We start from the raw sequence: 2,563 nt of genomic DNA, 5'->3' as shown, positions 1-2,563 counted from the left end.
CGACAAGGGCCGCCGCATCGCCGACGCGACGCTGACCTTCGCGCCGGGCGAAGCCGCCGCCACGGCGACGATGGCGGTTCCCTTCGAGCTGCGCAACGATTTCGCCTCGATCGCGCTCGACGGCGAGCACCAGGCGGGCGCGGTACGGGTGCTGGACGAAAGCTCGAAACGACGCCGTGTCGGCCTGCTGTCTCAGGCCGAGGCCGACCAGGCGCAGCCGCTTCTGTCGCCGCTCTACTATATCCGCCGCGCCCTGCAGCCCTTCGCGGACCTGGTCGAGCCGTCGAGCGCCGACCTCACCGACGCCATTCCGCAGCTTCTCGACCAGAAACCGGCGATGATCATCATGGCCGATGTCGGCACCATCCCGGAGCAGGTCAGGCAGCGTCTGGTCGACTGGGTCGACAAGGGCGGCACGCTGGTCCGCTTTGCCGGCCCGCGTCTTGCCGCGGCCGGCAATGACGACGACCTTTTGCCGGTCCGGCTGCGCAGCGGCGAGCGCGCGCTCGGCGGTGCGCTATCCTGGACGACACCGCAGGCGGTCACCGAATTCCCGAAGAACGGTCCCTTCGCCGATCTTTCCCCGCCCTCCGAGGTGACGGTCAGCCGGCAGGTTCTGGCCGAGCCGACGCCCGACATCGTCGAGCGCACCTGGGCCACGCTTGCCGACGGCACGCCGCTGGTGACAGGCATGAAGAAGGACAAGGGCACGCTGGTGCTCTTCCATGTCACGCCCGAGGCGACCTGGTCGAACCTGCCGATCTCCGGCACGTTCGTCGAGATGCTGCGGCGCGTCGTGCAGCTGTCGCGCAACCAGGGCGCGGCGATCGCCAATGCCGAAGCCACCGCCGCGTCGCTGGCACCCTACCGCATGATCGGCGCCGACGGCATGCTGACGCCGCCCCCGCCAGATGCCCGGCCGCTGGTGCCCGGCGCCGGCCCGCTGCCGGTGACCCTGGAGAACCCGCCCGGCCTTTACGGCTCCGAGACGGGCGTCTTCGCGCACAATCTACTCGAGGCATCGAGCACCTTCGCGCCGCTGGTGCGCCCGCAGATTTCGCTGCCGGTGACCGCCATCCCCTATGCCTTCGACGAGTCGGAAAACCTCAAGGGGCCGCTGGTCGCCGTCGCGCTCCTGCTGATGGCGCTCGACACCTTGGCCGTATTCTGGATGGGCGGCCTGCTGGCGCGCCGGCCGCGCCGCGCGGCCGTGGCGACCACAGCCGCCGTCCTGGTCGTGCTCAGCGGCCTCTTCGGCCACGCCGATCTCGCCCGCGCCGACGATTCGAAGCCAGGCGACGCCCAGGCGGTCGACGACATTTCGAAGACCCGCATCGCCTATGTCATCACCGGCGAACCCGGCGTCGATTCGATCAGCCGTGCCGGCCTTGAAGGCCTGACCCGTTTCCTGATCGAGAAGACCGCGCTCGAGCCCGGCCCGCCGGCCGGCGTCGACATCGCCAAGGACGAACTGTCCTTCTTTCCTCTGATCTACTGGCCGATCGATGCATCGGCGCCGATGCCCAGCCAGGCGGCGATCGCCCGCATCGATGCCTATATGCAGCAGGGCGGCACGGTCCTGTTCGACACGCGCGACCAGTTTTCCAATGGCATCGGCGCCGGCTCGGCAAGTCCGGCGACCGAGCGGTTGCGCGACATCCTCGCCAATCTCAACGTGCCGCCGCTGGAACCGGTGCCTTCGGACCACGTGCTGACCAAATCCTTCTTCATCCTGCCGGAATTCCCCGGCCGCTTCAGCGGCAGCCCGTTGTGGGTCGAGGCCTCGCTCGACGCCAGCAACACCGAGAACCGCCCCGTGCGCACCGGCGACGGCGTCTCGCCGATCATGATCACCGCCAATGATTTCGCCGGCGCCTGGGCGGTCGACGAGAACGGCGATCCGATGCTGCCGACCGTGCCGCCGGACCCGATGCAGCGCGTCTATGCGCTGCGCGCCGGCGTCAACATCATGATGTACATGCTGACCGGCAACTACAAATCCGACCAGGTGCATGTGCCCGTGCTGCTCGAACGGCTGGGGCAGTAGATCGTGAACTGGTCGATTTCCTTCGAACCGCTCGTCTCCTGGCCGCTCTTCGGCCTGCTCTTCGTGCCATTGCTTCTGCTGGCGCTGGTCGGCCTGTGGTTCCGCCAGCGCGGATCGGCATTGCGCTTCATCGCGCTGCTCGCGCTTGCCGCGGCTTTGCTCAACCCGGTGTTCCTCGCCGAGGAGCGCGAGGCTCTGAAGAGCGTCGTCGCGCTGATCGTCGATCGCAGCCAGAGCCAGGATATCGGCGACCGCGCCAGGCAAACCGACGAGGCGCTGGCCGGGATGCAGGAGCGTCTCGGCCGCTTCAAGCAATTCGATGTCCGCGTCGTCGAGGCCGGCAAGTCCGAAGCCGCTGACGAACGCACCGAAACCAGGCTGTTCAGCGCGTTGGAGGGCGCCTTCCGCGACGTGCCGCCGTCACGCATCGGCGGCGCGATCATGATCACCGACGGCGAGGTGCATGACGCACCCGGCGGAACGCCGGATTTCAACGCGCCGCTGCATGCGCTGATC

At 68.4% G+C, this 2,563-nt stretch carries 1 protein-coding gene and 1 pseudogene; both read left to right on the top strand.

Annotated elements, in window-relative coordinates:
* Positions 1-2,047: DUF4159 domain-containing protein (locus tag EOA24_RS34025; protein ID WP_127410593.1), on the top strand; the 2,047-nt coding region annotated here is incomplete at its 5' end.
* A 3-nt stretch (positions 2,048-2,050) separates the two neighbouring features.
* Positions 2,051-2,563: pseudogene (locus tag EOA24_RS34020) on the top strand (hypothetical protein); the annotation flags it as partial.

The sequence above is a fragment of the Mesorhizobium sp. M2A.F.Ca.ET.039.01.1.1 genome (assembly GCF_003998035.1).
Lineage (GTDB): Bacteria > Pseudomonadota > Alphaproteobacteria > Rhizobiales > Rhizobiaceae > Mesorhizobium.
The sequence above is the reverse complement of the archived record's forward strand: the minus strand, read 5'-3'. Positions and strand labels throughout refer to the sequence as shown.